Annotated in this window: 22 protein-coding genes; 6 read left to right on the plus strand and 16 right to left on the minus strand. The window is 67.4% G+C overall.

The window, feature by feature from the left end:
* Positions 1 to 43: 43 nt before the first annotated feature.
* Positions 44 to 2,332: an MMPL family transporter gene (locus OXG33_02595; GenBank protein MCY4112814.1), complete on the minus strand. Its 2,289-nt coding sequence runs from the start codon at positions 2,330 to 2,332 to the stop codon at positions 44 to 46.
* 353 nt (positions 2,333 to 2,685) lie between these two features.
* On the minus strand, positions 2,686 to 3,447 hold the full coding sequence (locus tag OXG33_02600; protein ID MCY4112815.1) for an SDR family NAD(P)-dependent oxidoreductase: 762 nt from the start codon (positions 3,445 to 3,447) through the stop codon (positions 2,686 to 2,688).
* A 127-nt stretch (positions 3,448 to 3,574) separates the two neighbouring features.
* Between OXG33_02600 and OXG33_02605 the strand changes: the two genes are divergently transcribed.
* Complete coding sequence (locus OXG33_02605) at positions 3,575 to 5,608, plus strand: thioredoxin domain-containing protein (protein MCY4112816.1); 2,034 nt, start codon at positions 3,575 to 3,577, stop codon at positions 5,606 to 5,608.
* A 44-nt stretch (positions 5,609 to 5,652) separates the two neighbouring features.
* Positions 5,653 to 6,552 carry a 4-hydroxy-3-methylbut-2-enyl diphosphate reductase gene (locus tag OXG33_02610; protein MCY4112817.1) on the plus strand — a complete coding sequence of 300 codons (900 nt, stop codon included), beginning with the start codon at positions 5,653 to 5,655 and terminating at the stop codon, positions 6,550 to 6,552.
* On the opposite strand, the gene OXG33_02615 is transcribed toward OXG33_02610, so the two are convergent.
* A complete protein-coding gene (locus OXG33_02615; protein MCY4112818.1) occupies positions 6,549 to 7,652 on the minus strand; it encodes an Ldh family oxidoreductase in 1,104 nt (367 codons plus the stop codon). The two genes, OXG33_02610 and OXG33_02615, sit on opposite strands and share 4 nt — an antisense overlap.
* A 125-nt stretch (positions 7,653 to 7,777) precedes the next feature.
* On the opposite strand from OXG33_02615, the gene OXG33_02620 reads away from it, so the two are divergent.
* Entirely contained in the window at positions 7,778 to 8,080 is a 303-nt protein-coding gene (locus OXG33_02620) for a hypothetical protein (GenBank protein ID MCY4112819.1), read from the plus strand.
* A gap of 361 nt (positions 8,081 to 8,441) precedes the next feature.
* Here the strand turns inward: OXG33_02620 and OXG33_02625 are convergent, their stop codons facing one another.
* The 10 genes from OXG33_02625 to OXG33_02670 form a co-directional block, all read right to left on the minus strand.
* The gene (locus OXG33_02625) at positions 8,442 to 10,772 is read right to left on the minus strand and encodes a sulfatase-like hydrolase/transferase (protein ID MCY4112820.1); all 2,331 of its coding nucleotides are present in this window, start codon (positions 10,770 to 10,772) and stop codon (positions 8,442 to 8,444) included.
* 39 nt (positions 10,773 to 10,811) lie between these two features.
* Positions 10,812 to 11,834: a phytanoyl-CoA dioxygenase family protein gene (locus tag OXG33_02630; protein ID MCY4112821.1), complete on the minus strand. Its 1,023-nt coding sequence runs from the start codon at positions 11,832 to 11,834 to the stop codon at positions 10,812 to 10,814.
* A gap of 90 nt (positions 11,835 to 11,924) precedes the next feature.
* Complete coding sequence (locus OXG33_02635; GenBank protein ID MCY4112822.1) at positions 11,925 to 12,797, minus strand: phytanoyl-CoA dioxygenase family protein; 873 nt, start codon at positions 12,795 to 12,797, stop codon at positions 11,925 to 11,927.
* Between the two features lie 24 nt (positions 12,798 to 12,821).
* Positions 12,822 to 12,947 (minus strand): hypothetical protein, encoded by a 126-nt coding sequence (locus OXG33_02640; GenBank protein ID MCY4112823.1) that lies wholly within the window; start codon positions 12,945 to 12,947, stop codon positions 12,822 to 12,824.
* A gap of 47 nt (positions 12,948 to 12,994) precedes the next feature.
* Positions 12,995 to 13,831 (minus strand): ABC transporter substrate-binding protein, encoded by an 837-nt coding sequence (locus tag OXG33_02645; GenBank protein ID MCY4112824.1) that lies wholly within the window; start codon positions 13,829 to 13,831, stop codon positions 12,995 to 12,997.
* A gap of 13 nt (positions 13,832 to 13,844) precedes the next feature.
* Entirely contained in the window at positions 13,845 to 14,948 is a 1,104-nt protein-coding gene (gene mqnC, locus OXG33_02650) for a dehypoxanthine futalosine cyclase (protein ID MCY4112825.1), read from the minus strand.
* Complete coding sequence (locus OXG33_02655) at positions 14,945 to 15,706, minus strand: menaquinone biosynthesis protein (protein ID MCY4112826.1); 762 nt, start codon at positions 15,704 to 15,706, stop codon at positions 14,945 to 14,947. Before OXG33_02655 ends, mqnC begins: the two co-directional genes overlap by 4 nt.
* Positions 15,696 to 16,802, minus strand: a complete 1,107-nt coding sequence (gene mqnE, locus OXG33_02660; GenBank protein ID MCY4112827.1) for an aminofutalosine synthase MqnE — start codon at positions 16,800 to 16,802, stop codon at positions 15,696 to 15,698. Before mqnE ends, OXG33_02655 begins: the two co-directional genes overlap by 11 nt.
* Complete coding sequence (locus OXG33_02665) at positions 16,795 to 17,445, minus strand: TetR/AcrR family transcriptional regulator (GenBank protein ID MCY4112828.1); 651 nt, start codon at positions 17,443 to 17,445, stop codon at positions 16,795 to 16,797. Before OXG33_02665 ends, mqnE begins: the two co-directional genes overlap by 8 nt.
* A gap of 74 nt (positions 17,446 to 17,519) precedes the next feature.
* Entirely contained in the window at positions 17,520 to 18,233 is a 714-nt protein-coding gene (locus OXG33_02670) for a hypothetical protein (protein ID MCY4112829.1), read from the minus strand.
* 182 nt (positions 18,234 to 18,415) lie between these two features.
* On the opposite strand from OXG33_02670, the gene fba reads away from it, so the two are divergent.
* Together fba and OXG33_02680 are read left to right on the plus strand one after the other, a co-directional pair.
* On the plus strand, positions 18,416 to 19,462 hold the full coding sequence (gene fba, locus OXG33_02675) for a fructose-bisphosphate aldolase class II (GenBank protein MCY4112830.1): 1,047 nt from the start codon (positions 18,416 to 18,418) through the stop codon (positions 19,460 to 19,462).
* A 17-nt stretch (positions 19,463 to 19,479) separates the two neighbouring features.
* Positions 19,480 to 20,067, plus strand: a complete 588-nt coding sequence (locus tag OXG33_02680; protein ID MCY4112831.1) for a hypothetical protein — start codon at positions 19,480 to 19,482, stop codon at positions 20,065 to 20,067.
* Here OXG33_02680 and OXG33_02685 read toward each other — a convergent pair.
* The 3 genes from OXG33_02685 to OXG33_02695 all read right to left on the minus strand — a co-directional run bounded on the left by OXG33_02685 (position 20,064) and on the right by OXG33_02695 (position 23,919).
* The gene (locus OXG33_02685; GenBank protein MCY4112832.1) at positions 20,064 to 20,396 is read right to left on the minus strand and encodes a DUF971 domain-containing protein; all 333 of its coding nucleotides are present in this window, start codon (positions 20,394 to 20,396) and stop codon (positions 20,064 to 20,066) included. The genes OXG33_02680 and OXG33_02685 overlap by 4 nt on opposite strands.
* Positions 20,393 to 22,897: a sugar phosphate nucleotidyltransferase gene (locus tag OXG33_02690; GenBank protein ID MCY4112833.1), complete on the minus strand. Its 2,505-nt coding sequence runs from the start codon at positions 22,895 to 22,897 to the stop codon at positions 20,393 to 20,395. Before OXG33_02690 ends, OXG33_02685 begins: the two co-directional genes overlap by 4 nt.
* A 137-nt stretch (positions 22,898 to 23,034) precedes the next feature.
* Positions 23,035 to 23,919 (minus strand): tyrosine recombinase, encoded by an 885-nt coding sequence (locus OXG33_02695; GenBank protein ID MCY4112834.1) that lies wholly within the window; start codon positions 23,917 to 23,919, stop codon positions 23,035 to 23,037.
* Between the two features lie 171 nt (positions 23,920 to 24,090).
* Between OXG33_02695 and larA the strand changes: the two genes are divergently transcribed.
* Positions 24,091 to 25,344 (plus strand): nickel-dependent lactate racemase, encoded by a 1,254-nt coding sequence (gene larA, locus OXG33_02700; GenBank protein ID MCY4112835.1) that lies wholly within the window; start codon positions 24,091 to 24,093, stop codon positions 25,342 to 25,344.
* Positions 25,345 to 25,582 lie beyond the last annotated feature (238 nt).

Genomic DNA, 25,582 nt, shown 5'->3' on the forward strand with positions numbered 1-25,582 from the left:
GTCCGGCGGCGAGACCCGGCGGAGACCCGCGGCTAGTTCGGAGCTATGGCGTGCGGCGTTTGCGGAGGGCGACCGTCGGCTTGGGCGGAGCCGCGACCGAGCCTTCCAGTCGGACTTGCGGCAGCCAGCGCAACGGTCGCGGCAGCCACCAGTTGCGCGAACCCAGCAGCTTCATCGAGGCCGGCACCAGGATGGAGCGGATGAGCGTGGCGTCGATGGCGACGGCAACCGCCAGCCCGAAGCCGATCTGCTGGAACACGACGAGGTCTCCGGAGGCGAATCCGCCGAACACCGCCACCATGATCAGGGCGGCGCCGGTGATCAGCGCGCCCGTCCGCCGCAGGCCAAACGCCACGGACTCGGCGTTGTCGCCGGTCCGTTCGAAGCGCTCGCGAATTCGGCTCAGCAGGAACACGTGATAGTCCATGGAGAGTCCGAACAGCACGGCGAAGAGCAGAATCGGCACCCAGGCCTCGATGGCCGCGACCTTCTGAAAGCCGAGCAGATCGGCGGCGAAACCCATCTGGGAGACCAGCACGATCAGGCCATAGGCGGCCCCGACCGCCAGGAGATTCATGAGGATCGCCTTGGCGGGCACGATTAGCGAGCGGAAGACGACCAGCAGCAGGACGAAGCTGATGCTGAGAACAATGCCGAAGACCACCGGGGTGTATTGGGTGGCCACGTCGAAATAGGCCACGTTCTGCGCCGTGACGCCGGTGACGTAGGCCTCGGCCTCGACATCGGCGAGCGCCCGCGGAATAACCTCGTCGCGCAGACGGCGGACGGCGTCGGCGCCGGCTCCACTGGTGGGTTCGGCGACCAGCGGCACCGTGATAAGCGCGGCCGAGCCGTCGCGGCTGATTTCGAGGCGCGAGGGACCGAAGTCCGGGGCTTCGGCGAGCGCCGTCTGCAGCCGGGCGACCGCTGCCTGCACGTCGGCAGCCGACGTGTCGCCGTCGATGACGATCTGGGCCGGCGAGACCAGGCCGCCGAGGAAGTCGCCCTGCAGCACGGCGAGCCCGTCGTGCGTCCGAGTCCCCGGCGGCAGGCTCGAAAGGCTGGAGGAGCCCGTGTTGATGCCAATGTTGGGCACCGCGGCCGCGGCCAGCAGACTCACGACGATGACCAGGCTAACGATCGGTCGGCGCATGACGGCGTATGACAAGCGGTCCCACAGCGGGCGGCCGCGCCGGCGCTTTGCCATGGCGGCGAGGCGCCCCAGAAGCGGGATGCTAAACGCATCGACGCGGTCGCCCATGAGGCTGAGAACCGCCGGGAGTAGCGTGAGCGCCGCGAACACCGCGGCGGCGACCACGAGGATCGCGCCGGCCGCGAGTCCCTGGAACACGTTGACGGGAATGACCAGCAGCCCGAGCAGGGCCACGATGACGACCAGGCCGCTGATCAGCACCGCACGGCTCGCGGTAGCTCCCATGGTCGTGATCGCATCAACGGTGTCGCGGCCCGCGCGGCGCTCCTCGCGGTAGCGGGAGACGACAAATAGCGAGTAGTCGATGCCGACGGCCAGACCCATCATCGTGACCATGTTGACCACGAAGAACGAGAGGTCGAACACTTGGCCGATCAGCGCGGTCACACCCAGGGCGATGACGATCGCCACGCCGGCGAGAATGATCGGGAGCAACGCCGCGGCCAGGGCGCCAAAGACCAGGACAAGAATCAGAAAGGCGATTGGCAGGGCCACCAGCTCACCCTTTTGCAGGTCGCGCTCGGCAATCTCCCGGAAGTCCTGGCCGCCGGTGGCGCGACCGGTCACGTGCGTGGTGAAGCCTTCGGCTTCCATGGCGTCGACGACCGCGTGGACGTGGTGGACGTTGACGATGGCGTCCTCGAGTCCGCCGCTCATGAGCACCGGCAGCAGCAACGATCGGCGGTCCCGCGATACCAGCGAGGGATCGCCGGTCTGGTAGTAGCTGAACACGCCCTGGACCGTTGCCGGGCCGAGCGCGGTGAGGTCGGCTTGCAGTTGCTCGACCACGGCGCGGAAGGACGGCTCCTCCACGACGCCCGCCTCGGACCGCACGATCACAAGCTCGGTGACGCCGTCCGGACGGTCGAACCGTTCGGCGATGATCCGATCGCCGCGCGCGTAGTCGGGGTTGTTCGAGATCCGCTGATCGGTCGTCAGCGTGCCGCCCAGCTGCGTCGCAACCAGCGCGCTCGCCGCCACGAGCATGGCCGCCCAAATGACGATCGTGCGCCAGGGGTGGCGCGCGCAATGGGCGGCGAGCCCTCCCAGCGAGAGCTCGGGAATAGGAATGCCGCCGCCGGCTCGAAGGCCCTGCACGCGGCGCACAAACCGCCTCATCGATCCGCCCCCGGGCCGCGCTTGACCAGGCTAGATTCCAACTAGCTCCCGTCTGCGCCTACGCCGCGCGTGGCACGTGCGAAACAAGAGGCGGCGCTCCCGGACGTACGCACCACGATTCTCGAGTCGCGGAGAGCGGCAATCAGAGCCGCATGCTAGGTCCAGCCAGTGTGTGGCGCGCACGGACGGCGCCTGTGTGAGTTCCGCGACGCCGAGAGCGAGCGCGCCGGCGCTTTGTAAGGAGACTTACATTGCCGATTGCGCCGCGAGGTCCGGCGCTCCCCCAGCTTGGATGCGCAGACGTGACCCGTAGGGGCGGGTTTGAAACCCGCCCCTACCCCGAAGGCTTTCGCCTAGACCGGCTTGCCGCCGTGGACCATGAGCACCTGGCCGGTAGCCAGGCGGTTGTGGACCACGAAACCCATGATTGCGTCGGCCACGTCCTCCGGTTCGCAGACGCGCTGGAGATAGGTGCCGGTGCGGGCGCGTTCGCGGTTGGTGTCGGCGTAGGTGGGGTCGGGATGGTCGTAGTGCCACTCGGTGTTGATGAACCCGGGCGCGACGCAGTTGACCCGCACGTCGGGAGCCAGCGCCCGCGCGAGCGTGCGGGTGAGGCTGTGCACGGCGGCCTTCGAGGCGCAGTAGGGAATCGAGCTGCCGGAGTCGCCGATGCCGGCGACCGACCCCACGTTCACGACCACGCCCGCGCCGCCGGCGCGCAGGTGGGGCGCCGCGGCGCGGGTGACGTTGAACAGACCCTGGACGTTGGTGGCGAAGATGACCTCCCAGGCTTCGTCCTCCACGCTGTCGAGGTTCAAGACGTCGCTGAAGCGGGTGACCGCCGCGTTGTTGACCAGGATGTCGAGGCCGCCCAGGGCATCGGCCGCCTCGGCGACGAGCGTGCGCGCGGCGTCCGGCGAGCTGACGTCCGCCGCAATGGAAACAGCGGTCACGCCGTGGGCGCGGGCCCCTTCCACGACCGCATCGGCGCGGTCTTTCGAACGCACGTAGTTCACGGCGACGGAGGCGCCGCGCTCGGCCAGCATCTCGACCGTGGCGGCGCCGACGCCGCGGCTGCCTCCAGTGACCAGTGCGCGTTTGCCGCTGAGCGTCATTGCTGGGACTCCTTCGATCCGCCTGTTGGACTGGCATGGTACGCGTCCACCGTTGGCGGCAAGCCGGACGGCGGGTGAGAATCGGGGGCCGCCCGGACCGCCGCGCGGCTCACCGACGGGTTTCCGCGTGCCCAACCGCTTAGCCGCCGAGTCCAGCCCCTACCTCTTGCAGCATCAGCACAACCCGGTGGACTGGTTTCCCTGGGGCGAAGAGGCGCTGGCCAAGTCGCGCGACGAGAACCGGCCGATCTTCCTGAGCATCGGCTACGCGGCCTGCCACTGGTGCCACGTGATGGAGCACGAGTCGTTCGAGGATGACGACACGGCGGCCTATCTCAACGAGCACTTCGTGTCGATCAAGGTGGACCGCGAGGAGCGGCCTGACCTGGATCAGATCTACATGAGCGCGGTGACGGCGATCACGGGGCACGGCGGATGGCCGATGACGGTGTTTCTGATGCCCGACGGGCGTCCGTTCCACGGCGGCACCTACTTCCCGCCCGAGCCGCGCTACGGCATGCCGTCATTCCTCCAACTGCTGCAGCAGGTATGGGAAGCCTGGGTGATTCGGCGCGACGACCTGGACAACGGCGCCCAGCAGCTCGTGGAGGCGCTGCAGCGCGTGCAGGTGGGCGCGTCGGCAAGCGAGCTCACGGAGCACACGCTCAGCCAGGCCAGCCGCGTGCTGGCGGCCAGCCACGACCGGCAGCACGGCGGCTGGGGCGCGGCGCCCAAATTTCCGCAGCCCATGGCACTCGAGTTCCTGCTGCGTCGGCACTTGGCCACGGGCGAGGGGCTGCTGCGAGAGGTGGTGGAGCGTTCCCTGACGAAAATGGCGCGCGGCGGCATCTACGACCAGTTGGGCGGCGGCTTCCACCGCTACAGCGTCGACGCCGAGTGGCTGGCGCCCCACTTCGAAAAAATGCTCTACGACAACGCGCAGCTAGCGCGGGTGTACCTGCACGCCTGGCAGATTACCGGCAATCCCGAGTACCGGGCGGTGGTGGAGGCGACGCTGGATTACGTGGCGCGCGAGATGACGCACCCGGCCGGCGGATTCTTCAGCACGCAGGACGCCGACTCGGAAGGCGAGGAGGGCAAGTTCTTCGTCTGGTCGCTGGCCGAGGTGGATGAGCTGCTGGGCGACGACGCGCCGCTATTCCGCGATGCCTATGACGTTTCGCCGAACGGCAACTGGGAGGGCAAAACCATCCTGCGGCGGGTGCGCGACGCCGACGTGCTGGCATCGATGCACGGTCTGGCGGCCGAGGAGGTCGAGGCGCGGCTGGCGCTGGGGCGGGCGGCGCTGCTCGCGCGGCGCGAGGGCCGCATCCGTCCCGGTCTGGACGACAAGGTGCTGACGGCGTGGAACGGCCTGATGCTGGCGACGGCGGCGGATGCGGCGCGGGTGCTCGATCGCAACGACTACCTCGACATGGCGGTGCGCGCCGGCGAGTTTGCGCTGCGCGAGCTGCGCCGTCCCAACGGACGACTGTGGCGCACGTGGCGCAACGGGCAGGCCAAGCTGAACGGCTATCTGGAGGACTACGCGTGCCTCGCATCCGGACTGGTGGAGCTTTACCAGACGACGTTCGATCCCCGATGGTTCGAGGGGGCGTGCGAGCTGGCGGACGCGATGCTGGCGCACTTCGCCGATCCCGCCGGAGGCTTCTTCGACACCAGCGAGGACCACGAAACACTAATCACCCGACCTAAAGACGTGCAGGACAACGCCACGCCGTCGGGCAACGCCATGGCGGCGACGGTGTTGGCGCAGCTTGCCGCGCTGACGGGCGACGCCCGATACGCCGATGCGGTGGCGCAGGCGCTGCCGCTCGTGGGGCGATTTGCCGGCGAGCATGCCACCGGGTTCGGACAGTGGCTGTGCGCGGCCGATTTCACGCTCGCGGGCGCGCACGAGGTGGCGATCGTGGGCGACCTCGAGGATCCCGGCACGCGCGGGCTGATCGACGCCGCCTTCGCCACCTACCGACCGCGCCAGGTGGTCGCGGCGGCGGCGCCTTCCGAGTCGACCGCGGTGCCGCTATTGGCCGGTCGGTCGGCGGTCAATGGGGCGGCGACCGCCTATGTGTGCCGCAACTTCGCCTGCGAGTTGCCGGTCACGGATGCCGCCGGCCTCACGGCGCAACTGGCCGGATAGCGCCGGGTCGGTAGGATGGGGCAAATGCGAAGTCGGGAGCTGCGATGGACGTCCTGCGAATAACGCCGCGGGGATTCTGCCATGGCGTCGTGGACGCCATCCGCCTGGCGCAAGAGGCCGGTCAAACGCACGAAGGCCCCGTGTACATGCTGGGCTATCTGGTGCACAACGCCCACGTGGTGCAGGAGCTGGCCCAGTACAACGTGAAGCTCATCGATCTTGACGATCGGTTTGCGGGGCTGGAGAAGATCGAAAGCGGCACCGTGATCCTCACGGCGCACGGCGTATCGCCGGCGGTGAAATCCCGGGCGATGGACCGCGGGTTGACGGTGATCGACGCCACCTGCTCCGACGTCTATGTGACGCACGACCTGATCATCGACCTGGTCGACAAGGGCTACCAGATCATCTACGTGGGCAAGCCGGGCCACCCCGAGCCGGAAGGCGCAATCGGCGAAGCGCCCGACCATGTGCATCTGGTCTCGTCGACGGACGACGTGGCCAAGCTCGATCTCGGTGCGGAGCACATCGCCGTGACGACGCAAACCACGCTGAGCGTGTGGGACACCGAGGACATCATCTCCAGCATTTTGGACAAATACCCCGACGCCGAGGTGCACAACGACATTTGCCTGGCTACCCAGGATCGCCAGGAAGCGGCCGTTGCCGCGGCCGACGAATGCGATCTGGTGCTGGTCGTGGGAAGCGAGCGCAGCTCCAACTCACGGCGCCTGGTCGAGGTGGTGCGTGACATCAAGGGCAAGCCGGCGTATCTGGTGGACACCGTCGCGGAGATCGATCTGCAGTGGTTCGTGGATACGAAGCGCGTGGGGATTACCGCCGGAGCTTCAACGCCGGCGCGGGTGACCCGCGAGGTGATCGAGTTCGTGGAGGCCTACGAGCCGGCGATCTCGGCCCCCAACGGGGGAACCGAGCAGGACTAGAGCCGCTCGGACGAACCGGTTTGCCCGGCTTCCGCGTTGAGGTCGTCGACGACAAATGGCAGCAGCGGCACACCCAGTTCGCGCGACTCGTCGAAGCGCTCCCACTCGATCTCGCCGGGCACGTAGATGCGCGACGTACCTTCCACGCGAGCACAGTCGTGGAACAGCGCGATCTGCTGATCGACGAGGGCGGTGAACGCATCGGGCGGCATGAAGGCCGCGACGTCGATGGCGTGAAACCAGTGGCCGGTGTCGCCCTGGCTCCCATCGGGCTGCGGACGCCCCACCTTGGGACCAAAGCTGGCGCCGGCGAGCACGCCGGCCAAAAGGTCGACCACTTGCGCCAGACCGATGCCTTTGGGCCCGCCGATGGAGACGCCGGAGCCTTCGGCGAGATCGGCGGGATCCCGGCTCGGCTGGCCGTGGCGGTCCAAGATCCAGCCCTCGGGCACCGTCTGCCCCAAGCGTTCGGCAATCGCCACGCGCGAGTTGGCCGAGACGGACATGGCCATGTCCAGCACGATGGGGCGCTCCCGAGCCGCGGGAATGGCGAAGGCGATGGGGTTGTTGCCGACCATTCGCTTCCGCCCGCCAAAGGGGAACATCGTGGGCCCGGCGTTGGTGGCGGCAAACCCGATCATCCGGTGCGGCAGCGCCATCATGGCGAAGTGGGCCGCCGCGCCGAAGTGGTTGCTCCCCCTGGTGAACCCGGTGGCCGCCCCACTGGCGCCGGCTTTCCGAATGACTGCCTGCATGGTGAAGTGGCCCGCAACCGCACCTGGGGCGCGATCACCGTCCACGTGAACCGTCGCAGGCGTCTCGCTGACGATTCGTGGCTGCGCGGTCACGTTGGTCGATCCGCGCCGGATCTCCTTGCAGTACTTCGGCAGCATCACGTGGCCATGGGTCCGGACGCCGCGCATGTCGGCGGCAATGAGGTTATCGGCCAGGATGCCGGCGTCGTCGGCGCTCAGGCCGACACTTCGCAGAAGCGCGAGATCGAAGCGGCGGAGGTCCGCTTCGGGGATGCGGACATATTCATCGGGCGACATGATGTGGCCGATTCGGGGAATGCGGAATGCCTCAGAATCGTACGCCAAGCATGGATCGGCGAAGGCCCGGAGCGCGCGGCGCGTGCGATCTCGGTCGTGTCGGCCGGTGCGCCGCGGGCGACGCCGGTCCGGGTTGCTACGATCGTCGCCGCCGGTCCGACTGGAACAATGCCATGCCCGCGCTCGACGATGCCGCCATGGAAGCCGTGGTCCAGGCGCTTTACGCGCATCCGAACCGCCGCCACGCGGTTCCGGTTGATTCCGAGGACGCCGTGGGAAGTCTGCGGCTAGGCCTAGAGGCGACGGTCACGCGGCTGCACGGAAGCGACGCCATGTGGGGTCGAGGCGTTCGGATCGAAGTCGAACGCGACGATGACGGCATACCGCATCGGGCATGGCTCTGGCGCGGACTGGTCGGTGGACAGCGACCGATGCGGGACGGTTTCAGCAGCGAGCCGCGACGCGTCCGCGCCTAGCCTGCCGCCGCTACACAACTTCCTACCTCGCCCACCCATCCGAACCTAGGACCTGTCAATCCACCACACACTTCCCGTCATCCTCCTACACCCCATTTGGGAGGACAGTGCCGTCTTCCGCGGCAGTCCCGTAATCCATAACCTGCTCGACCGATTGCTTCGGGCACCCTGGCCCCACCACATCCACAAAGTCCCCGGCGGATCGTGAAGTGAAGCTCGCGCGCGGCAGCAGGCTCAGCAGGAGCCCCAAACTCACGAGGGCGAGAACCGCGGAGGCTAATCGGAACCGCAGGTTAACTTTCCGACTCCCGCGTCGCCTCCTATCGACCGAGACGCTGCTCGTGCACTAACATCCGCGCGATCAACCTGATTCGTCAACGACCAACCGATCATCCAAACGTCCAAGTCCAAAGTCGAAATAGTAGTCCAATATCACTCGAAACACGTTCACCGAGGTAATCCCTGAGTAGACCGCACTCCGACCGCCTTTCGGAAGATAGTATGCCGCCAGAATATCGTGAGTATTGATGAGCTCCGGCAAATAACCGTGATCAGACATGATAACGATCATTGGCGGGGTCTCAGTCGAGTCAAGAATTGCATCGATCACATCAAGCAATTCTGAATTCAGCCAAGCGACCTGCCCATAGAAAGCACGCCCAACAGAAGGATCATGATCGTCGCTCCACTCCCGTAACTCCAGCTCCCCGTCGCTTCGAGTTGTATAGGAGGTATTGCCATATCGATCAAAATAGTAGGGGAAGTGCGGCTTCACCAAATGCGCAACCACCAGTTTTGGACTATCTCGATTGCCAATCTCTTTCATGTATTCGATCCATTGAAGCGCCCTATGTGGATGCTCCGAACTGAATGATCCCGAGACTATACAGTTCAGACAAGGATCGCGATCGATGTGCTTTACAAGCGTCGTCTGGAGGAAATGACGCATAAATCTGTTAGAGACGTTGATTGCATTCCCAATCGTATAGGGGTAGTGGGTGATAAGATCCGTCTCCCTATATCTAGACTCGATTGGCCCTGAACTCGTAAAGTCCACCACGAGATCGGCATTGCGATTGGTGGTGGTCATGAACCACCCTGATGAGACATGAATATATTCGTATCCAATATTGGTGAGAATCTTCCCAAGTGCATGGTCGAGGCTTGCATAGTATATCTGGTATATGTCCGTAATTGAGCTCCACCAATTGGCGGTTGCGCTTCGATTGCTCTTGTCAGTCAGATAGCTCATATTAAGCGACGATGTGGTTGAGGATGGCGTCGACGTATAGTTGCTGGTCGCTTGTGGATCTACATAAAAGCCACGGTCTTCCAGCTCACCGACAAACTCGCTGTTGTCGAATGACGCCGGCGATCCACTTCGAGGATAGGCGTCTGGGATGATGTAGTAGATATCCGGCATCTCACTCGGATCAATCCTCCCCGTAACCTCGGTGATTCGCTCGTCAATGACTATCGGGTCTTTGAGCGCTCCAACGTCCTGGGCGTCGGGTGCGGCAAAGAGGACGAGCCCGATCTGGTACAGCGGCGCCACGAGCAGGAGGCAACTGGCGTAGTTCAAGACTCGCCCGATCGCGTGCGGGAACGCCGAGCGCCCTCGCAGGACCAGGACCAGGGCGCCGATCACCGGTACTCCCAAGCCAAGCAGAAATCGACTGTCGGGATGATCCTCGGGACCAACGAAGATGTGCCCGTAGGAAAAGAAGCCCATTCCAAGGAGTCCGGTCAGCAATGCCGCGGATGCCGCGCTCTTGAGGAGGACGCGCAGCCCGAGGAAGACGCCCGTGACACCCGCCAAAATGACCGCTCCCGGCACAATTGCTTCATGCGCTTTGAGGAGAAACAGATTGCTGGAGAGATAGTGGAGGATGGCGAACACCGGGATCAGCCATGGATAGACGTAGATCGCTCGACGCCTTGATTCAGGCGCGGCTGGCCGGCTCGTCACGCTCAGCCAGGCGCCAACCGGCCGTAGCCTCCCGGCGATCTGCCTGAATGCTCGACTGAGGCGGCGAGCAACCGGGGGGCTGAGCAGCAGCGCCAACAGCCCGGCGGCAATCCCGCCCGCGAGGCGCAACCGATCCAGCCAGGAGCCTTCCAGCGCCGCTCGCCAGCCGTCACCCCGCCATATCAATTCATACGCCAGCGGGCCCTGCTCGGTCGCATCGAGATTGAGCGTCGGTCCTCCACCCTCACCGCCGGCCGCCGTGGCGCCGAAGATGGCGTGATTCCTCCGCTCATCCGACACCCAAAGCTGCAGAATCAGCGCCTCTCCGGGCACTGGATAGTAGGGCGGGAATTCAAGCACGTATGCCTGGGGGAGATGACTGGGCTTAATCGCAACCCGGTGCTGGCGGACGACCTCTCGGTCCGGTCCTTGCACCAGCGCGGCCACCACCGGCGCCTCGCCGCGCCCCACACCGGCAGCACCCCAGATGCGAATCTCCGACACCGCGCCAATCCCGTCATCCAAGACCTGCTCGACCGAATGCTCGGGCCACACTGGGCCCACCACATCCACAATGTCATCGGCGGATCGTGCAATGAAGCTCGTGCGCGGCAACAGGCTCAGCAGCAGCCCCAGGCTGACCAGGGCGAGAAGCGCGGAGGCTAGCCGGAGACGCGAGTCAGGCAGAGGAATTGCCTCGAGGTCGGAGAGACGCAGTTGCACATCCGCGATATCGGCAGATCACGCGGGGAGGGGCACGCGCTAGGAGGTTTCGGCTTCCAGTGCCGCGAGCGCCTCGGCGGCCTTCTGCTTCTTGGCCGGGTCGGGATCCCGGGCGACGATGCGCTGCAGGGTGGCGCGGGCCTCGATGCCGCCTTTGGCGGCCACCTCGAAGGCCATGGCATCGCGCTTTTCGTTGTACTGCGTGTCGAACTCGCCCATGTTGAGGTCCCAGTCGCGCCAGTAGTACTGGTGCTGACCCGACGCCCAGCCGGCGTAGATGTCCTCCCACGTGACATCGGGGTCGTGTGGATTCAAGCTGCCAGGCAAGATCGGATCGGCGAGCCGCTGAAAGCGCAGGTCCACCGACAGGCGCAGCCGCATTCCTGTGGCCGGCGCGCCGCGATGGACCGTCATGCTGTGGAAGAACAGCACGTCGCCTTGCCGAAACGTGCCCCCCACCCATGTCCCATGCAGCGGGTCCGAAATCTCCGTGCCGCTGGCGCCGAGCGCCGGGACAAAGTCGAAGACGCCCTTCCGGTGCGATCCGGCGGCGATCTCGAGCCCGCCCATCTCCGACGTCAACTCGGTGAGGGGAATCCAGGCGGTGATGGTGTCGGCGGCGCCCTGCACGGGCACGAAATCCTGGTGCGCCGGGGTGGTGTAGGCCGTGCGCTCGGGAAATATCACGCGGGCGATGACGCGCGGTTGCGGCATGACGGGGGCGTCCAAGACACGCTCCATCAGGTCCATGAGCTCCGACCGGTGCTGCAGGGCGTGAAACGCGGGCACGCTGTAGAGCCGGTTGTAGACCTTCTGGTATTCCGGCTCGGGCTCAACGGCGAACGCGCTGGGATCGGCGATCTGGTCAGTCGCCGGGGAGTCGGCCGCGATCCAGCCGGAATCACGCAGCACGGGAAGGAATTGGCCGCGCAGGTCTTCGACTACGGGCGGCGGCAGAAGGCCGCGAACGAAGAGGTAGCCGTCGCGGTCGAAGCGACTACGCACATCGGCGGCGTCGCCGGCGATTTCGGTGGCGTCGAAGAATGGCCGCACGTCGTTCATCGTCAGACTCTCAGGAGACGTGTCGTCGTGCGTGAGTGTAGCGAACGCGCTAAGGCCTGGCGCCGGCGGCTCCGCGGAAAGCGCCGCGCGCTATGCGGTGTCGGCTTCGAGGCCGGCGAGCGCCTCGGCGGCCTTGCGCTGCTTGGCGGGGTCGGGGTCGCGGGCGACGATGCGAAGCAGGGTGGCTCGGGCCTCGACGTCGCCCTTGGCGGCCAGCTCCAAGGCCATGGCGTCGCGCTTCTCGTTGTATTGCGTGTCAAACTCCGCAACGTCGAGGTCCCAGTCGCGCCAGAAGTATTGGTGCTGCCCCGGCGCCCATCCCTCGTAAATCTGCTCCCAGGTGACATCGGGGTCATGCGGCTTGAGGCTGCCCGGCGCGATGGGATCGGCCAGCCGCTGAAACCGCAGGTCGACCGACAGTCGCAGCCGAGCGCCCGTGGCCGGCGCCCCGCGATGGACCGTCATGCTGTGAAAGAACAGCACGTCGCCCTGCTGGAAGGTGCCGCCCACCCAGGCGCCGTGCAGCGGATCGGTGATTTCCGTGCCGCCGGCGCCCAGCGCCGGCACGAAGTCGAACACGCCTTTTCGGTGGGTGCCGGCCGCGATCTGGAGTCCGCCCATTTCCGGAGACAGGTCGGTGAGCGGAATCCAGGCCGTGATGGTGTCGGCCGCGCCCTGCACGGGGACGAAGTCCTGGTGCGCCGGCGTGGTGTGGGCGGTGCGATCCGGGAACAGCACCCGGGCGATGACGCGCGGCTGCGGAATCACGGGAGCGTCGAGCACCGCTCCGATGAGGTCCAGCAGCTCGGCGCGGTGCTGCAGGGCGTGAAACGCGGGCAGCCTGTAGAGCTGGTTGTAGACCTTCTGGTAGGCCGGCTCGGGCTCGACGGCGAAGGCGCGCAGGTCGGCGACTTGGTCGTCCGGCGGGGAGTCGGCGGCGATCCAGTCGGCATCGCGCAGCACGGTGAGGAATTGGCGGCGCAGGTCCTAGACCACGGGCGGCGGCAGCAGGCCGCGCACGAAGAGGTAGCCGTCGTGGTCGAAGCGGCTGCGGGCCGCGTCGGCGTCGCCGGCGATTTCAGTGGCGTCAAAGAAGGGCCGCACGTCGCTCATCGTCAGACTCTCAGGAGCCGTGTCGTCGTGCGTGAGTGTAGCGAGCGTTAGGCCGGGAGAATATCCAGGGGCGGCACGCTTTCCAGCAGGCCGGCGTCGGTCGCGCGGCGGTAGAGCTCTTCCAGACCGGCGGCGCCCGGCGTTCCCATGTCGCGGGTCAAGTCGTTGACGTACATCCGCGTGAACGCCGCCGTGAGGTCCGAGTCAACCTCGGGCGCAAAGCTGCGGGCGTAGGCCAGCGCGGGCTCGGGATGCGCCTCGGCCCAGGCGATGGATGCGCTCAGGGCAGCCGCCAACGCGTGCTGTTCGCCCTCACCGAGTCCTCGCCGCACGACATTGAGGCCCAGCGGCAGGGGCAGACCGGTCGAGGCGAACCAGCGCTCGCCGAGGTCGACCTGCTTGGTCAGCCCGTAGTCGGCGTAGTTGAGTTGGCCCTCGTGAATCACGATCCCCGCCGTCACCGAGCCGTCCCGCACGGCGGGCAGCACGTCGGCAAAGGCCATCTCGACCGGCTGGAACGGGGGAAGCAAAATCCGGCTGAGGAGGTAGGCAGTGGTGTGCTCGCCGGGGATCGCGACCGGCGCGGCGCGAACATCGGTATCGGCGCCTCGGGCTACGACGATGGGGCCATAGTTGAGACCCATGGACGAGCCACACGCCGTGATGCGGTAGGTGTCCGCGACATAGGGATAGGCGCCGGCCGACACCTGGGACATATCGAGATCGCCGGCGAAGGCCCGTCGATTCAACGCCTGGATATCGGCGTGGACTTCGGCATAGCCGTCGGGTTCGACGCCCTCGATTGCGACCTTGCCGTGGGCCCGCGCGTAGAACATGAAGGCGTCGTCGGCGTCGGGGCTGTGGCCCACCGTCACCCGCGTCATGACCGGCTGCCGGTCATGCGCCGTTGGGCGTCTCGTCGAAGGTGCGCAGGATCTCGTAGAAGCTGTTGCGCTGGGCCGGGACGAATCCGGCTTCGCGGATCATGGTTTGGGTCTCGGCAATGCTGGTGCGGGCGTAGTGCCCGGCTTCTTGCATCACGTTTTCCTCGAACAATGTGCCGCCGAAGTCGTCCGCCCCGAAGTGGAGCGCCACCTGCCCGACCTTCTTGCCCTCGCTGAACCACGACGCGTCCACATGGTCCACGTTGTCCAGAAACAGCCGTGACGCGGCCAGGATGCGCAGGTAGCGATTGGCCGACGCCCGCTTGCCCTTGAGTTTGCGTCCCAGCGGCGTCCCGCCGGGGGCGAAGCTCCAGGGAATGAAGGCCGTGAACCCATCCGTCTCGTCCTGCAGGTCCCGCACGCGCGAGAGGTGCTCCACCAGGTCATCGTCGGTTTCCACATGCCCATACATCATCGTGGCGGTGCTGCGCACACCGGCGAGGTGCGCGGCGCGATGCACCGCGATCCACTCGTCGGCGTCCATCTTGAGCGGGCTGATGACGTCGCGGACGCGGTTGGTGAGCACCTCCGCGCCACCGCCCGGAAACGTGCGCTGGCCGGCCGCGAATAGCGCGGCCATGACCTCGTCGTAGCTCAGTCCCGAGACCATGGCCATCTCGTAGACCTCGGGCGCCGACCAGAAGTGGGGCGTGAGGCCGGGAAACCGCTCCCGCGTGGCGCGCACCATGTCCGTGTAGTAGTCGAACGGAAGCTCGGGGTTCAGGCCGCCCTGCATGAGCACGGTCGTGCAACCCATCTCGACCGCCGCCGCCATGCGCTCCAGCATCTCGTCGACGGTGTGCGTGTAGGCATCGGGCGCGGTGCTGGTGTGCGGTCGGTAGAAGGCGCAAAACGAGCAGTAGGCGTCGCAGAGGTTGGTGTAGTTGAGATTGGTGTCGACCACGTAGGTGACGACGGAGTCGGGATGACGCTCGAACCTGACCTCGTTGGCCAGCGCCCCCAGGTCCATGAGCGGCGCGTCGCCGAGCAGATAGGACGCGTCGGCGGTCGAGAGCCGTTGGCCCTCCCGCACCTTGGCTTCAATCGTGCGAATCATGCGGCATCGTGCTGGACGCTCACCTGGGCATCGAGCTCCCGAAAGCGGTCGACGGCCGACCAGGCGCGCGGTCCAAAGCGGTACTCAAACGTCTGGAGGTAGCGGCGAACCGCCGCCGCGTCGAGCCCGCAGTCGGGGCGCCGCGCGGCCAGCGCCCCCAGATCTTCAAGGTTGATGGTGAGCTGGCGATCCAGGTAGTCCACCGCCGCCGCGGCGTTCGCGGGCGCCACGCCTGCACGCTGCATCCAGGCGGCAAATACGAAGGGCAAACCGGTCCATTCGTGCCATGCCGCCGCCAGGTCGGTGACGTGGGGATAGCGGGGATCATGCGGCGATTGCAGCAGCGCGCGGTCGCCGATGAGCAAGACGGCGTCGGCCGCGACATCCAACGGCACCAGCCGGTAGCCGCCAACGGCGTAGTAGCGCTGCAACAGCACGCTCAGCAGCCGGGCTGACGTGGCCGTGTCGTCGATGACGCCAATCGGCCGGCCGCCCAAGTCGGCTGGCGGCACTTGGGAGAAGAGGAGCACGGACTTGGCGTCGGCCTGGGTGGCGATGCCCATGTCGCCCACCGGCACGAACAGGTCGGGATGGTCGAACGAGGCGACGATCGGCAGCGGGGCCACGTCGACCTGACCGCCGCGCACCAGATCGATCATGCCCCGGGGCGTCGCCGTGCGCGCCTCGACGCGCACCGGATCATCGCCGAAGAACGGCTCGGTGTTCAGATAGGGAATGCGCCCGAGGCTAGGCAGCATGGGTGCGCATGACGGTGTAGGTGGCGTTGCGCTCCACCGGCACCTTGCCGGCCGAGCGAATGAGCCCTACCAGCCGCGTGCGGGCGACGCCGACCGGGCTGTCGGCCAGCGCCGCGTGCGCGATGCGCTCGGTGCCGATGGTGCCGTCCAGGTCGTCGGCGCCGAAGTTTAGGCCGATCGAGGCGGTTTCTTCGCCCGTCATCACCCAGTAGGCCTTGATATGCGGGAAGTTGTCGAGCATCAGCCGGGCGGTGGCGATCATGCGCAGATCGTCGATGGCGCTGGCGTGACGTGGCACGAGATTCGTGGTGCCGAGCTGATACTCGAGGGGGATGAAACACAGAAACCCACCGGTCACGTCCTGAGCTTCCCGCAGGCGGATGAAGTGGTGGATGCGCTCCTCGTGCGTCTCGATGTGGCCGTAGAGCATCGTGGCGTTGGAGTGCAGGCCCATGCGGTGGGCCAGGTGGTGGATCTCGATCCAGCGGTCGGCCCCCGCCTTGCCGCGGAATAGCTCGCGGCGCACCCGCTCGGAAAATACCTCCGCCCCGCCGCCGGGCATCGAGCTGACGCCCGCGGCAATCATGCGCTCGAGCACCTCGGCGTCCGACAGCTTGAACCGTTTGTGAAAGTAGTCGACCTCGGCGGCCGTGAACGCCTTGATCTGGACGGTGGGCCGCTCGTCCTTGATCGCGCGCAGCAGGTCCTCGTACCACGCGAACGGGATGTCGGGATGGTGGCCGCCGACGATATGCACCTCGTGCACGTCCGGCGGAATCTGGCCCAGGATCTCCGAGATCGAGTACTCGTAGGCGTGGTCGTCGCCGCGCTTGGCGGCGAAGTCGCAGAACTTGCACGACAGCACGCAGATATTCGTCGGATTGATGTGGACGTTGAGCGTGAAGTACACGCGATCGTCGGAGCGCCGGCGGGCCGCCCAATCGGCCATTCGTCCCAGGCCGACGATGTCCGGCGTCTGGAGGCAGCGGAGCCCGTCGGCCGCGCTGAGGCGACGTCCTTCGCGGACGCTGTCCCAGATGGGCTCCAGCGCGGCGTCGCGGAAGCGCATGTCGGGAGCGGTGACCGCCTCAGGCATGGGCCGGAGTCCTGTCGGCCGGGAGCTGGTTGATGTCGATGCCCACGCTCTGCAGCAGCAAGTGCCGCAGCGCCGGATAGGTCATGTGCAGCGGCCCATGGTCGGGATCGTGCAGCCAGCGGACGACGATTTCGCTGATGGCTCCGAACCAGGCGGTGGCGATGAGATCGGTGTCGCAGGGTTCGAGGGTGCCCTCGGCGACAGCGGCATCCAGGTGCCGGCGAATCAAGGCGGCGAACTGCTGCCGGACGAAGAGCAGATCGTCGCTGAAGGCGCGGCCGGCGCCCGCGACCTCGACCAGCGTGACGCGCGCCAGCGTGCGGTGCTTGGTGAAAATGTCGATGACCGATAGCAGGGCGGCGTCGAGCCGGTGGATGGCGGTGGGCTCGTCGACAAGCTCCCGATCCACGCGCTCGACCAGATAGGACGCCAGCTCCCGGACCAACGCGCGGAAGATGGCCTCTTTACTGGGGAAATGAAAATAGGCCGTGCCCTTGGAACGTCCGGCGCGGGTAACGATTTCGTCAACCGCGGCGCGGTGATAGCCCTTTTCGCCAAAGACGTTGAGGGCGGATTCGAGCAGCGCGCGCCGCGTGGCGTCTCGCTTGGTTCCGCGACGGGCCCCAGGCAGGCGAAGTTGCAACGGCCGATCACCAAAACTGACTGCTGAGTCAGTTTGTCCCAGGTTGGATTCCGGCGTCAACTGACGGGCTTGGCCTAGACCCGGATGCGGGCGAAGTTCATCCGCAACGGTGCGAGGGCATCTCGGTTGAGAATCGCGGTGGCGGGCATTGGGTCGCGCTTCTGAACCGGCATGGCCCACGCGCCGAATCGATCTCCCAGCAGGGTGGCGCGTGTGGTGACCCACATGCGCCCGCCGTCGAACGGCGACATGAGCATGGTGCCGATGGCTTGCTCGCCGCCGGACAGCGCGGCGGCGAAAACCAACCCCACCTGCGCGCCGGACACCGCGCCAAACGCGGAGTCCCACAGCTGGGCCATGAACTGGCGCTCGATCATGCTGGCAGCGGCGCGGCGTGGACCGCTCACGTTCACGCCCTGCGCCCGAATGCTGGCCTCGGCGGAGGCGATGAGGGTGTCACGCGACTTGAAGAACTGGTCGCGCGCCGCTTCGACGCGGGTGCGGTAGGCCTCGGTGGGATCGAAGGGCAGCAATACCACCAGGGTGGCCGGCACGTGCCGCGGATCGACGTCGAGCGCCACACGCACCTGATACGGCGGCGAGGGCTGGGTGCGAGCTTCGGCGTCCTTCTGGGGTTCGGTGGTCGCCGGTGGAGCATCGGCCGCCTGCGCCTCGGCAGCCGGAGGCGACTCGGACTCCGCGGGGGCCGGCGGCTCCGCGGCGGGCGGAGGCTCCGGCGGCGGAGAGGGCGCGGCCGGCAGCGGCTGGCCGCTGGGACCAAGGAGCACGGGTCGCTTGTTCCTCGACTGGGCCACGGCATCACGTTGCGGGAGCGGTGCGGGGCATGCTACCGCACTCGCGGCCGCGGATTACCCCCAAGCCATGACGAGCGCGGCGTATTCTTGGTCGAACGTCACAGCCGGCAGCCGGCCGGCGGGTCGTTGCGACGGGCGAGAGAGGAGACGGTCCGATGGCGCTGCTGCCCATGCGCGTGCTGCTCGATCACGCGGCCGCCAACAACTATGGGGTCGCGGCCTTCAACGTGAACTTCATGGAGCAGATCCAGGCCATCATGGAGGCGGCCGACGAGGCCGACGCGCCGGTGATCATCCAGGCCAGCCGCGGGGCCCGTGAGTACACCAACGACCTCTATCTGCGGCACCTGATGCTGGCGGCCGCGGAGCTCTATCCGCAGGTGCCGATCGCCATGCACCAGGACCACGGCAATAGCCCCGCGACCTGCGCCAGCGCGATCGAGCACGGATTCACGAGCGTGATGATGGATGGGTCGCTGGAGGCAGACGGCAAGACGCCGGCTTCGTACGAGTACAACGTGGCCGTGACGCGCGAGGTCGTGAGGCTGGCCCACGCGAAGGGCGTGACCGTCGAGGGCGAACTGGGCGTGCTGGGAAGCCTGGAGACCGGCATGGGCGACCAGGAAGACGGGCACGGGGCGGAGGGACCGATCGATCGGGAGCAGTTGCTGACCGATCCCGCACAGGCCGAGGACTTCGTGGCCGCGACGGGCGTGGACGCGCTGGCCGTGGCTATCGGCACGAGTCACGGGGCCTACAAGTTCAGCCGAAAACCCGACGCGGGTGTGCTGGTGATGGATCGGATTCGCGAAATCCATCGCCGCTTGCCGAACACGCACCTCGTCATGCACGGCAGCTCGTCGGTGCCGCAGCACTTGCAGGATGTGATCAATGCCAACGGCGGCGAGATGCGGCAGACGTATGGCGTGCCGATTGCCGAGATTCAGGAGGGCATTCGCCACGGCGTGCGCAAGATCAACGTGGACACCGACAACCGCATGGCCATCACGGGCGCTATTCGCCAGGTGTTTCACGAGGACCCGAGCGAGTTCGATCCGCGCAAGTACCTGGGGCCGGCGCGCGACGCGATGAAGCAGGTGTGCCTGGCGCGCATGGAGGCGTTTGGGATGGCCGGCCAGGGGTCGCGCGTGCCGCACGTGGGGCTGGACGCGATGGCCGGCGAGTACGCGGCGCTCGTTTAGTCGGTCGCCGGATTTCGGTGCGAATCGATCGGGAGGCGCTGCAGGCGCTCCGCGTGTGCGGCCGGACTGCGGCCCGCGCCTGGGCGATCGGCTGCGCACGCGAAGCCCTGGACGAGATTGGCCGGTCGGCGGGTGCGCCCGAGTTTCGGAGCCCCGGAACCGAAGCGATCAGCCCCCAGGCGGCGACACACCTTGGTCGCGCCATCGCCGAGGCCCTGGGCGAAGAGGCTGATGGCAGTGAAACCACGCTGACCCTGGCCGCGGCGTTGCTCGCGTCGCCAAACCCATCCCTTCGAATGGTCGGCCCGCATCTGCTCACGCCATTGGCACGGGAGAGACCCGCCTGCGCCGGCCGCGTCATGCAGCTGGCCGATCTTTGCGCCGATCCGGCGGCTACGGCCGCTCTGGCGATCCCGTTGGCGGCGGCCGTCACGCGCGACCTTTCGGCAGCGGCGGCCAGCTTGGGACAGGCCGGGGATTCCGCGCGGCGACGATTGGCGCTGCAAGCAACTCGCCAAGCCCTCGCCACGAGGAATCCGGAGCTGGCGCGGATGTTGTCGGACGCGATTGCAAAGGCCGCTCGGAACGCGCCGCCAGCCGACTAGGCGTCACCCTCCTGCGTGGCGCCAAAGCCGTCGGCCAAGGCTCGCAAGCTCTCCCAGGGATAGATGCCCGTGGCGTGGCCGTCCGTCCAGGTGAAGGTGAGGGCGTAGTGGCCAACCGGCGCGATGCGCACCGCGCCGATGTCGGCCGGGACCGTGTCCGGATCGAGCTGCGGCGCGCCCGTGACCTCGTTGACGCACACCGCGCAACCGCAGGCCAGGCGGATTTCGCGCAAGGGCAAGGTTGACTCGGCGCCGTCGGCCCAGGTGATGCCCAGCGCCTGCTCACCCACCCGTCGCAAGCCGGTCGCCGTCGTCGCCGCGCTGGTCATGCCGGGCGAGCGTCCGCGCCATTGCGCGCCGCGCGTGCGACGAACGAGCCGATCTCATCGGCCAGCGTCTCCGCCAGGGCTTGCGTGCCGGCTTCGGCCAGAATGCGAAACGCCGGCTCGTCGACATCCGGAACGACGACCGCGCGCTCGCCGGGGGCGCCGATGACCACGCCGTCCAGCGGGCCCTCGTCGCGGCGCCGGCTGTGGCTGTTGAGGCGCCGCATGACGGCCCCGCGGCGCTCCCAGTCCACGCGAATCTCGCGACGGGCGACGGTGAATGCCGGCAGCGCCGCCACATAGGCGCTTACCGGCCGCTCCGCGCCGGCCAGCCCGGCCACGAGGCGGACGACCGTCGCCATGGGGTCGGGTCCGGCGTGCAGCGACGGGAAGCCGAAGGCGTCGCGGCCGTTGATGGTGAGCACGGCGTCGCGCTGCATCGCCGCGCGCATCATCGCGGCGGCGTTCGTGGGCGTGCGGTGGGGCGCAAACCCCAGATCCGCGGCGTGGTTGAACACGCTATCCGGCACCGTGACCGGGAGCGCGACCGTGCCCGCAAGCCCGGCCTCGCGCAGCACCGCCACCACCAGACCGGCCGCCTCGAGCGCGTCCAGCGCCCGGCCGCGCTCGTCCGTGATCCAGACGCGGTTGCCATCCGCATCGATAAGGGCCCCGAACGCCGCCCCGACGGCCGGCACGATGCGCCCCAGACGGGCGCGCCGCGCCTCGATATCGGCGGGCGTGGGCAGGGACGCGCTGCTTGACGAGGCGTCGATGGCCGTCTCGCGCACCCCCAACCTCGCGAGCAGCGGCGGCAGAACTTCGCCGCAGGCGCCGCCCATGTAGTCCACGACCAGTCCCAGCGTCCGTTCGAGCGGTTGCGGAATCTCGCTCAGCAGCGCATCCCCGTAGTCGCTCGCCGGATCGGCCAAGGTGATCTCGGCAATCTCGGCGGCGCCGACGCGGCGAAAGTCCTCACGGCTGAAGGTGGTTTCGATCTTGCGCTCGTCGCTCGGGCGAATGTCGATGCCGCGCTCGTCCAAAAAACGAACGTCAATGGCATCCGGGTCATAGGGCGAGCGCCGAATGTGGATGCAGCCGGCGGCGTCGAATTGCTGGGTGGCGAAGCGCGCCACGGGAAACGGCATGGCGCCGATGTCGACGGTTCGGACACCGACCGAGGCCAGGCCGGCCATGAGCGCCCGCTTGAACATTCGCGCGGGCCGCGTCTCGTCGCGGTTGGCGGCCACGGTCGATCCGGGGGCCAGCGCCGAGCCCCAGGCAGACCCGAGCCGCGCCGCGAACTCCGGGGTGAGCTCGACATTGGCCAACCCGGCCACTCCGCCGTGCACGAAGATCGTGCGACGCGCCCGACTGCCGTGGACCAGATTGCGGTCAATCACCACACGGTCTTCCACGAACTTTCGCGGCCAGACGCTGATGCCGGCCCGCACGTTGACTTCGGCCCCGAGCGTGGTCCCGTCGCCGACCACCGCGCCCTGCCCGACGGCAGCGGCTCGGCCGAGACGGCAGTGGCGCCCGATGACGCAACGATCGAGATTGGCGCCGACGCCGATGTAGGCGTTACTCAGCACGGTGGATTCGTGCACCTCGGCCCGCTCGTCCACCAGCGTGCGGTCGCCGACCATCGCGGGGCCGCGCACGAGGGCGCCGGCGCGAACCTCGGCCTCCCGGCCAACGTAGACCGCGCCCTCGATCAGGGCCGAGGGATCCACGCGGGCCGTGGGGTCGATGGTGGGGCGCGTCGCGCTATAGCCGGGCGCGCTCGGAACCCGCACCCGGCCGCTGACCAGATCGGCATTGGCCTGCCGGTAGGCGTCCAGCATGCCGACGTCGGTCCAATACCCGTCGGCCACGTAGCCGTAGACGGCCTCGCCGCGCCGCAGCATGGCCGGGAATACGTCGAGGCTGAAATCCACCTCGCGCCCGGGCGGAATGTCGTCGAGCGCCGACGGATGCAGCGCGTAGATACCCGTGTTGACGGTGTCGCTGAGCACCTCGCCCCAGGAGGGCTTTTCCTGGAATTGCCGCACCCGGCCGTCGTCGTCGGTGATGACCACGCCGTACTCGAGGGGATTCTCCACGCGATAGAGCAGCAAGGCAGCCTGCGCGGACCGCTCGGTGAAAAAGCTCGCGAAGGCGGAGAGATCGACATCGGTCAGCGCGTCGCCGGAGATCACCAGGAACGGCTCGTCCAGCACGTCGCGGGCAAGCGCGACGCTTCCGGCAGTCCCAAGCGGTCGGTCCTCGTGCGTGTAGGTGATGTTGACGCCGAGCTCCTCCCCGGTCCTGAAGTAGTCCTCGATGACCGACCCGAGGTAGTGGAGCGAGATGACGATGTCGGTGATGCCGTGATGCTTGAGCAGGCGCAGGATGTGCTCAATGGCCGGGGCGTGGCCCAGGGTGATCATGGGCTTGGGCCGCTCGAGGGTGAGCGGTCGAAGGCGGGAGCCTTCGCCGCCGGCCATGACCACCGCTTTCATGCGGGATCACGCGCTGCACGATGGGACTGGAGTTCCAGCATGCGGGACCCGATGGCGCGGACCTTCATCCGAGTCTAGCGACTGCGAGCGTCGGCGCTCGCGGTAATTCCCACCAAAGCCGTCGACAAGGACCGGCGTTAGCCGGCGTCCGCCACAGCCTCATGGTCGTCGTGCCGGGCGGCCGCCAACTCCGCATAGATCTGGGTCGTGGCCAGACTGGCGTGCCCGAGCATCCGCTGGACCTGCCGCACGTTGCCGTCCGCCCGCAGCCGATGCTCGGCAAACGAATGCCGCAGCGTGTGGGGCGTGATGTGGGCCTTGATTCCAGCACGCCGGGCATACGTCTTGACGATGAGCCAGAAGCCCTGGCGCGTGAGCCGGGCGCCGCGGTGATTGAGAAAGAGCGCCGGTTCGTCGGCGCTGGGCTTGAGTCTGGCGCGGCCGGCCGCGAGATAGTCCTCGACCGCAGCCAGGGCGCGGCCGCGGAGCGGCACGCGGCGTTCGCCGGCGCCGTTGCGCGCCAGGGTGATCGTTTCCTCGGCCTGGTCCACGTCGGCAAGGTCGAGCGCCGCCAGCTCGGAGACGCGCATGCCGGTGGCGTACAGCGCCTCGAGCATGGCGCGGTCGCGCAGGTTGTCCGGTTCACGGCCGCGGGCCGCTTCTTGCAGCACACGCTCGACCTGAGCCCGGCTGAGCGTCTGCGGCAGGCGCTTCTTGACCCGCGCCCCATCGAGTCCCGCCGTGGGATCACTGCTCACCACGCCCGAGCTCAGCAGATAGCGGTACAGGGATTTGAGCGCCGCCAGCTTGCGCGCCTGCGATGAGGGTTCGTATTCGCGTTGCACCAACTCGTTCATAAACTGGCGCACGAACGCCGGAGGGACGCTCCACGAGCCGCGCTCGGCGCGAGCCATGTACTCGCGAAACTGGTTGAGATCGCTGCGATACGCGGACAGCGTGTTCGCCGACAGCCCACGCTCGATGCGCAGGTGTTCGACGAAGTCCTCGATCGTGGCGTCCATCGCACCGCTTTCAGCAAAATGGGGGCATCTCGAGGCGGTGGTCCGAGGGCCCGCGATCGCCCCGCCGCAGGCTATCCCCCACGGGGATATTATGTTAACACAATCGCGAATGGGCATCGGTCAAGCGGTGCTTACAATCTCCCGACATTTGGCGGAGGATCGACAGTGCGCGTGACCCTGGCCTACGGAACCACCGGCTTGCCGGTGGACTTTGGGCGCCCGGTTGACGTGATCGAGCCAACGGGCGGTGAACCGCTGGAAGACTCGCGCGAGTCGCTGCGTACGGCGCTGCGCCACCCGATCGAATCCCGTCCGCTGCGTGAGCTCGCGGCGCCGGGCGATCAGGTCGTGATCGTCATGTGCGACGTCACCCGCCCCGCGCCCAACCGCGCCATGGTCCGGGCGCTGCTGCACGAGCTGGCGCACGTGCCGCCGGATCGGATCACGCTGCTAATCGCCACGGGCCTGCACCGGCCGTGCACGCCCGCGGAGATCGAAGGCATGCTCGGGGCCGATATCGCGTCGGCCTATGCGGTCCGCAATCACGACGCAGAGGCCGAGGACTCATGCCGATCAATCGGGCGCACGTCGTCGGGACGCCCGGTGGCGATCAATCGCGCCTATCTGGACGCGGACGTGCGCATCACGGCGGGGCTCATCGAGCCGCATTTCTTCGCCGGGTTCAGCGGCGGCGCCAAGCTGGTGCTGCCGGGCGTGGCCGCCGCCAAAAGCATCATGAGCAACCACGACGCCACGCTCATCGGCGACCCGATGGCGCGCTGGGGCCAACTGGCCGGCAACCCCATCCATCGCGAGCAGCGCGAGGCAGCACGCCTGGCCGGGTGCGAGTTCGCGCTCAACGTGACGGTCAATCCGGCGCGTCAAATCACCGGCATCTACGCGGGGGCGTTGGAACCGGCGCACGATGCCGGGTGCCAGGCGCTGGCCCGCGAAGTGATGCGCGGCGTGGATGAGCCCTACGACGTGGTGGTGACCACGAATAGCGGGTTTCCGCTCGACCTCAACCTGTATCAGGCGGTCAAGGGCATGGACGCGGGCGCCCAGGTGGTGCGCGACGGCGGCCACGTGGTGTGCGCGGCGGAGTGCCGGGAGGGGGCCGGCCACGGAGCGTTCGTGCACATGCTGCGTGACCACGAGTCTCCGTCCGACATGCTGGCGAGCATCGTGGCGCCGGGGCATCACCAAGTGGACCAGTGGCAGAACCAGATCTTCGCGCGCGTCTTGGACCGGGCCACGGTGCACCTGCACGCCGAAGGCCTGGACGATGCGGCGGTGCGCGAGGCGTTCTGCGAGCCGTGCCCAGACATCGCCGAGCGAGTGGAAGAGCTGGCCGGCGGCGAGGGCCGGGTGTGCGTGCTGCCACGAGGACCGGAAACGATCCCCTACGTGGAGACCAGTCGCTAACCCCTCCGTCATTCCGGCGGAGGCCGGAATCCAGTCCGGTCGAATCTAGAGGCGCGACGGATGCTTGGCGTCGGGCGGGTCTGAGACCCGCCCCTACCCGATTCTGCGAAGGGCGTCTCGACGGCGGAGACCGGTTCCCTCTCCCTCTTGATGGGAGAGGGTTAGGGTGAGGGTGATCCGGGGCGTGGCACGTCGATCACCTTTTCGATGGTCTCTACGCGGAGGCGGCCCGAACCGC

Source organism: Chloroflexota bacterium (assembly GCA_026708035.1).
Taxonomy (GTDB): domain Bacteria; phylum Chloroflexota; class UBA11872; order UBA11872; family UBA11872; genus JAJECS01.

Excerpts from the sequence above, each read along its gene's own strand:
- OXG33_02595 (MCY4112814.1), bottom strand. The coding sequence starts at position 2,332 with ATGAGGCGGTTTGTGCGCCGCGTGCAGGGCCTTCGAGCCGGCGGCGGC.
- OXG33_02600 (MCY4112815.1), bottom strand. The coding sequence starts at position 3,447 with ATGACGCTCAGCGGCAAACGCGCACTGGTCACTGGAGGCAGCCGCGGC.
- OXG33_02610 (MCY4112817.1), top strand. The coding sequence starts at position 5,653 with ATGGACGTCCTGCGAATAACGCCGCGGGGATTCTGCCATGGCGTCGTG.
- OXG33_02620 (MCY4112819.1), top strand. The coding sequence starts at position 7,778 with ATGCCCGCGCTCGACGATGCCGCCATGGAAGCCGTGGTCCAGGCGCTT.
- OXG33_02630 (MCY4112821.1), bottom strand. The coding sequence starts at position 11,834 with ATGAACGACGTGCGGCCATTCTTCGACGCCACCGAAATCGCCGGCGAC.
- OXG33_02640 (MCY4112823.1), bottom strand. The coding sequence starts at position 12,947 with ATGAGCGACGTGCGGCCCTTCTTTGACGCCACTGAAATCGCCGGCGAC.
- OXG33_02645 (MCY4112824.1), bottom strand. The coding sequence starts at position 13,831 with ATGACGCGGGTGACGGTGGGCCACAGCCCCGACGCCGACGACGCCTTC.
- mqnC (MCY4112825.1), bottom strand. The coding sequence starts at position 14,948 with ATGATTCGCACGATTGAAGCCAAGGTGCGGGAGGGCCAACGGCTCTCG.
- OXG33_02655 (MCY4112826.1), bottom strand. The coding sequence starts at position 15,706 with ATGCTGCCTAGCCTCGGGCGCATTCCCTATCTGAACACCGAGCCGTTC.
- mqnE (MCY4112827.1), bottom strand. The coding sequence starts at position 16,802 with ATGCCTGAGGCGGTCACCGCTCCCGACATGCGCTTCCGCGACGCCGCG.
- fba (MCY4112830.1), top strand. The coding sequence starts at position 18,416 with ATGGCGCTGCTGCCCATGCGCGTGCTGCTCGATCACGCGGCCGCCAAC.
- OXG33_02685 (MCY4112832.1), bottom strand. The coding sequence starts at position 20,396 with ATGACCAGCGCGGCGACGACGGCGACCGGCTTGCGACGGGTGGGTGAG.
- OXG33_02690 (MCY4112833.1), bottom strand. The coding sequence starts at position 22,897 with ATGAAAGCGGTGGTCATGGCCGGCGGCGAAGGCTCCCGCCTTCGACCG.
- OXG33_02695 (MCY4112834.1), bottom strand. The coding sequence starts at position 23,919 with ATGGACGCCACGATCGAGGACTTCGTCGAACACCTGCGCATCGAGCGT.